General features: G+C 69.0%; 7 protein-coding genes. 2 read left to right on the top strand and 5 right to left on the bottom strand.

The window, feature by feature from the left end; all coding sequences use genetic code 11:
* Window positions 1–205: 205 nt before the first annotated feature.
* The 5 genes from FHW84_RS16135 to FHW84_RS16115 form a co-directional block, all read right to left on the bottom strand.
* Window positions 206–1153, bottom strand: coding sequence for a cation diffusion facilitator family transporter (locus tag FHW84_RS16135; RefSeq protein WP_167256989.1), 948 nt, complete (start codon window positions 1151–1153; stop codon window positions 206–208).
* Entirely contained in the window at window positions 1150–1617 is a 468-nt protein-coding gene (locus FHW84_RS16130; RefSeq protein WP_167256988.1) for a YetF domain-containing protein, read from the bottom strand. Before FHW84_RS16130 ends, FHW84_RS16135 begins: the two co-directional genes overlap by 4 nt.
* 22 nt (window positions 1618–1639) lie before the next feature.
* Entirely contained in the window at window positions 1640–2629 is a 990-nt protein-coding gene (locus tag FHW84_RS16125; protein ID WP_167256987.1) for an SDR family oxidoreductase, read from the bottom strand.
* Between the two features lie 108 nt (window positions 2630–2737).
* Window positions 2738–3559 carry an alpha/beta fold hydrolase gene (locus FHW84_RS16120; RefSeq protein WP_343203610.1) on the bottom strand — a complete coding sequence of 274 codons (822 nt, stop codon included), beginning with the start codon at window positions 3557–3559 and terminating at the stop codon, window positions 2738–2740.
* Window positions 3546–4676, bottom strand: a complete 1131-nt coding sequence (locus tag FHW84_RS16115) for a DUF3182 family protein (protein ID WP_167256986.1) — start codon at window positions 4674–4676, stop codon at window positions 3546–3548. The genes FHW84_RS16120 and FHW84_RS16115 overlap by 14 nt, the downstream gene beginning before the upstream one ends.
* Before the next feature lie 138 nt (window positions 4677–4814).
* On the opposite strand from FHW84_RS16115, the gene FHW84_RS16110 reads away from it, so the two are divergent.
* Complete coding sequence (locus FHW84_RS16110) at window positions 4815–5312, top strand: hypothetical protein (RefSeq protein ID WP_167256985.1); 498 nt, start codon at window positions 4815–4817, stop codon at window positions 5310–5312.
* A gap of 158 nt (window positions 5313–5470) precedes the next feature.
* Window positions 5471–5866 (top strand): response regulator, encoded by a 396-nt coding sequence (locus FHW84_RS16105; RefSeq protein WP_167256984.1) that lies wholly within the window; start codon window positions 5471–5473, stop codon window positions 5864–5866.
* Window positions 5867–6000 lie beyond the last annotated feature (134 nt).

The following is a 6000-nucleotide window of genomic DNA, read 5'->3' as shown; positions in this document are numbered from 1 at the left end:
CCACGCAAGACGCTGGGCTTCTTGACTCCGGTCGAGAAGCTGCGGGAAGTTGTTGCATCGATCGGTTGAAACCGCCCCAGCAAAGAGAAAGTGACCCGGGCGCCGGCAGGCGTCCGGAATGCCCGCTGCATAAGCGGCCAGTCCGCGGTAACGCAAAAACCAGGCGACACAGAAACTGGATCCCGGCCTACGCCGGGATGACGAGCTAACCTCCCCCCTTCCGAGGCCCAGACTGGGCCTCAATAAACACCCTCCGGATCTCCGGATGCATCCTCTTGATCTCCCTCTCCATGCGGTTCACCGCATCCTGAATCACCCCCGCCGACAACGACGGCACAAACGAAACACTGATATTCAGCAACACCTCCCGCGGCGCGAAATGCATCGTCAGCAACTCGTTGACCCCGCTCACCTCCGCCTGCGCCAGCACCAGCCGCCGCACATCGTCCGCCACCTCGGGGCGCACCGCCTCCCCCACCAGCAGGCTGCGGCACTCGTTCGCCAGCAGCAGAGCGGTCGCCGCCAGGATCAAGCCGATCACCACCGAGGCCAGCCCGTCGTACAGGGGCTGATGCAGCACCGTCGAAGCGGTGACGCCGGCCAGCGCCACCAGGATGCCCAGCAGCGCGGCGGTGTCCTCGAACAGCACGGTGAACACCGTGGGATCCTTGCTGGCGCGCACCGCGCTCAGCAGCGGCGCGCGGCGCGTCTGCCGGCGGAAGGTGCGCAAGGCCAGCAGCCAAACGCTGCCCTCGAACACGGCCGCGGCCAGCAGTACGGCGTAATTGGCCCACACGTGCTGCATGGGATGCGGCTGGCGGATCTTGTCGATGCCCTGGTAGATCGACACGCCGGCACCCAGGCCGAAAATCAGGATCGCCACCATGAAGGCCCAGAAATACAGCTCCAGTCCGTGCCCGAACGGATGCCGCGGCGTCGCCGGCCGCGCCGCGCGGCGCATGCCGTGCAGCAGCAGGAACTGGTTGCCGGTGTCCACCACCGAATGCACCGCCTCGCTCCACATCGCCGAGCTGCCGGTGACGAACGCGGCCACGGCCTTGGTGGCGGCGATGGCGCCGTTGCCCAGCAGCGCCGCCAGGATGACGCGGCGGCTGGGATGTCCGCGCGCCGGCGCTGTCGGCGCGGTCTTCATCGATGCACGATGGTGATCTTGCCGTTCGGCTCCAGCCGCGCCTCCACCACGTCGCCGACGCTGCGCACGCCCTGCGCGCGCATGGCGCGCTCGAACATCGCCATCGGCACGTTGTTGCGCCGCAGCGCCTCGCGGTCGACCAGGCCATAGCGCGCCAGCACGGCGGGTTCGCCTTCCACCAGCCGGTTGAGCGCGGACATGCGCGCGGCGAAGAAAGCGATGATGCGGTCCAGCGCCAGGATGGTGGCCACGCCGATGAACGCACCCAGCAAGGAGTTGTCGTCGCCCACGATCGCCGTGCGCAAAGTGCCGCCCACCAGGATCAGCACCACGATGTCGAATGCCGACAGCTCGCCGAACGTACGCTTGCCGGCCAGCCGCAGCAGCGCCAGCAGGCCGATATAGGCGACGGCGCCCCGGATCACGAACATGTACCAGGGCATGGTGAGGTCGGTGATGCTCATGCGCTGCCTGCCCTCCTCCCGCTCAGCCGGTGGGGCCTCCCATCACCGGCAGGATCGCGCCGGAGATATAGCTGGCGCAGCTTGGCGCCGCGAGAAACACATAGGCGGGGGCCACTTCCTCCGGTTGCGCGGGGCGGCCCATGGGATTGGACGAACCGAACTTCGCCACGCTTTTCGCCGGCTGGTCCGCCGGATTGAGCGGCGTCCACACCGGCCCCGGCGCCACCGCATTCACGCGGATGCCCTGCTTCGCCAGGTTGGCCGACAGCGAGCGGGTGAACGCGTGGATCGCACCCTTGGTGGCGGAGTAGTCGAGCAGCCTGGGATTGCCGAACAGGCCGGTTTCCGAGCCGGTATTGATGATGCTGGCACCGGCTTTCATATGCGGCAGCGCCGCGCGCGCCATATGGAAATAACCGTACAGATTGGTGCGGAAGGTCAGATCCATATGTTCTTCGGTGATGTCCTGCAGGCTGTCGGCGTGTTCCTGGAAAGCGGCGTTGTTGACCAGCACGTCGAGGCGGCCGAATGCCTCCACGGTTTCGTCCACCGCCTGCCGGCAGAAATCCGGATCGACCACGTCGCCCTGGATCAGCAGGCAGCGGCCGCCCTCTTCCTCCACATGGCGGCGGGTTTCCTCCGCGTCGTCGCTGGATTCGAGATAGACAATGCCGACGTCGGCGCCCTCGCGCGCGAACAGCACGGCGACGGCGCGGCCGATGCCCGAGTCGCCGCCCGTGATCAGGGCGGCCATCCCCTTGAGCTTGTCGCTGCCCTTGTAATCGGGTGCCTCGAAGCGAGGGCGCGGCCGCAGCTGGTGTTCCTTGCCCGGCTTCGCCTGGTGCTGTTCCGGCAAGGGGATTTCCGGCTGCTTGCGCGCACCGGCCTGCTTGGGTTTGGCCGGCTTGTTCGCGGCGCCGGCCTTGGCCTGGTCTTTTTCGTCGATGCCGCGCTGGACGGCGCGCTGGCGATTGGCGGCGGTGGTCGCCTTGGAGCGGGTGCGGGTGGCCATCGTGAGGAGTCCTCGCGCGGAAGCGGTGGGAAGGGATGCTTGCGCGTTCGATGGTCGGTTCGCCGCTATGAATCCGCTGTCAAATCGACTTGGTGATGGCGTGAGCGTTTAGCCGTGGCCCTGTTTCGCGCGGCGCAGCGGCGTTTCCTGCTTGTCGCCGCCGCGCACGTTCGGCGAAGCGGCGCGCACCTGTCCGCGCGCGCCCAGCAGCATTTCTTCCAGCCAGTGCACCAGGATCGAGCTGTAGGCTTCGCGCGAGGCCTCGTCGCCCAGGCTGTGGTCGGCGCCGCGGATCACGCGGTAGGTGAGCGAATGCGTTTGTGCGCAGGCCTTGCGGTAACTGGCCAGCACCGGCGACGGCACGATCTCGTCATGCTCGGATTCCACGATCAGCACGTCGCCGGTGAAACGCGAGCATGCACGCAGGGCGCGGTTGTCCTCCGCGGCGAGCGGTTCGCGCCGGTAGTCGGCCAGCTTCTGCACGCGCGCGAGCAGGCGCTTGGGCACGCCCCAGTCCTCGTCGCGGTAGATGGCCGGCGCGCGCAGGCCCAGCCAGCGCACCGGGCGGCGCTCGGTGAGCAGCGCCGCGAGATAGCCGCCATAGCTGCTGCCCACCACCGCGATGCAATCGTGCTCGACCAGCGGATGCGCGGCGAGGAAGTCGTACGCGGCCAGCATGTCGTGCAGGTTTTCCTCGCGCGACACCGTATCGCGCTGGCTGGCGGTGGCGACGTGGCCGGTGAGGTCGAAGGTCAGGCAGACGCAGCCCAGCGCCGCCACCTTGTGCGCATTGGCGCGGTACTGGCGCTGGCTGCCGCCCCAGCCGTGCACCATCAGCACCGCCGGCATGCGCGGCGCGGGCGAGATCAGCGTGCCGGCCAGTTCGCGGCCGCGCATGCTGATATGGATGACGTCGTCACGTACCGGCACTGCGCTTGGTCCTCACGTACTTGATCAGGAAGCCGGCCTGCGCGTCGTCGCCGTGGTAGACGATCTTGGCGTCCGGCGGCACCGGCTCGCGCGGGTCGTAGCTCTCGCGGGTGGCGGCCCAGACCGTGCGGCGCGAGGGATAGGCCTGCAGCGCGCCCACCGCCTCCACCTCGGCCGCGCTGGCGCCGCCGATGCGCCAGGACTGCTCCAGCACGCCCGAGTACCAGCGGCCGGCGGCATCGCGGCCCTGCGCCACGTCGTAGTTGGCGCGCGAGGCGTAGATGGCCGGAAAACACTGCAGCGCCTCGTCGTGATAGCAGCGCGCCTGCTCCACCGCCAGGCGCTGGTCGCCGGTGAGCGGCAGCTGGCGCAGCGCTTCGAGGCCGCCCGGCACGCACAGCAGGTCGGTGCCGCCATAGACCCACAGGCCGTCGTGGTTGCGGGTGAGCCGCTGGCGGCCGACATAGCTGGCGCGGATGCCTTCCAGCACCACCTGCCCCACGCTCACGGTGGCCACGTCCTGCAGATTGCGTTCCACCACGTAGCCGCCGTCCAGCCACGGACCCGGCCCGGCCGCTTCGATCAGCGGCTCCAGCTCCGCGGCCGTGGACACCACGCGCTGGCCCAGGCCGCCCATGTCCCATGGCGACTTGATGCGCACGCTGCCATCGCGCAGCAGCTGCGCCGCGGCGATGCGCAGGTCGCTGGCGGTGAACACCGAATAGCCCGGCAGCACCACGTCGGCGATGCGCTCGGCGAAGCGTTCCGACCATCCCGGCGGCGCGACGCTGCCGGGATGCACCAGGCCATGCGTGATCAGCTTGGTGCCGACGAAATCCTCGTTCACCACGCCGCCGAACAGGTCGGCCGGACCGGCGATGCCGAAACGCCGCGCCTCGCGCGCATTCAAGGTGCGGTAGGGCACCACGTAGCGCTCACCCTGCGGCCGGCGTTCGGTATCGCGGCCGATGCCGCCGTAGCTCATGCCGAGCAGGCCGGCCAGCCGTTCGGCGACCCACAGGTGGGTGGCCAGCTCGTGTCCGCCGGGCGCCTGGCCCATCGGCGCGTAGACGAGCACGCGTCTTGCATCGCGGGAATGCGGGGAGCTCTCAGCCATGGACACGGGTTCCTCCGGCGCTGGTGAGCAAGGGAACGGGATCCGGCCCGTCCGCCATGCCCGCAGTGTTCCCGCCGCGGCGCGCAAGGCACGTGAACGCGCGGCACCGCTTTCCCCACGCAGACAGACGAGGCCGATATGAAAACCAGACACGTCTTCAGTACCGACGGCATGGATATGGTCAAGCGCGGCATGAAGATCGCACGCGAGTCCGGCATCGCTTTCGACGACATCTCGCTAATCGCGCGCGACGATATCGAGCTCGAAGCGATTCCCGACCAGCGCAAGGTGGTCGACAACGACTTCTACCCCGCCGCCGTGCGCGGCGTGGTCGGCGGCGGCGCGGCGGGCCTGCTGGCCGGCGTGGTGGCGGTGAGCATCGCTCCGATCGGCCTCACTCTCGCGGGCGTCGGCGCGATGACCCTGATCGGCGCCAGCATGGGCGCCTGGGCCAGCGCGCTGGCCGGCTCGTCGGTGCCCGATCCGGTGCGGCGCAAGTTCGAGGACGAGATCGCGCAGGGCCGCATCCTGCTGGTACTCGACGGCAGCGGCGAGGCGCTGGCGCGGGCGGCGCCGCGGCTGGCGGAGATCGGCGCACGGCAATTGCCATTCGATACGCCGGCGGTGCTGAGCTGACGCGCACTGAAAATATTGCCGGCCGGCTGCGTTCTTTGCATGGATCAGGCCGCGCGGCGCTGCGCGGCCCGGCAAGCTATGCACGCTGCCGTCACGCCGCCATGACTGCGCGTGCCGCTACAGTCCCCAAGCCCCATCCGCTGCATGCGATACCCGCCATGTCCACCATCCTGGTTATCGAAGACGAGCCCGAAATCCTGGAAGTCACCAGCGTCCTGCTGATTTCCTCGGGCTACCAGGTACTGCATGCGCGCAATGCGGAAGAAGGCTTTCGCGTGGCGCTGTCGCGCGACGACATCGACATCGTGTTCACCGACGTGAACCTGGGCAATGGCATGAGCGGTACCGCCCTGGTGGACAAGCTGCGCGCGCAAGGCTCGCGCGCGGCGATGGTGGTGGTGTCCGGCGACATGGACCCGTTCAGCGGCTGGTCGCATCCGCATGCCACCTTCCTGCCCAAGCCCTACGGGCGCCGCCAGCTGCTGTCGGCGATCGACGAGGCCTGCGGCCGCGCCGCCGGTGACGCTTCGCATTGGCACGCGCAGGCCTCGTGACCGGGACGGACCGCCGGCAACGCGATGCGACAAGGCCGCCCACGGGCCACGGCGCCGGCGGCGAACCGGCCTCCGGCGAGCTTGGACTGGCACCGGCGGGCCATTCCGAACCTGGCCAGTCCACGGAGCTTCCC

The sequence above is a fragment of the Dyella sp. SG562 genome (assembly GCF_011759495.1).
GTDB classification, from domain to species: domain Bacteria; phylum Pseudomonadota; class Gammaproteobacteria; order Xanthomonadales; family Rhodanobacteraceae; genus Dyella_D; species Dyella_D marensis.
Note: the sequence above shows the minus strand (reverse complement) of the source record. Positions and strands in the feature narration are given on the sequence as shown.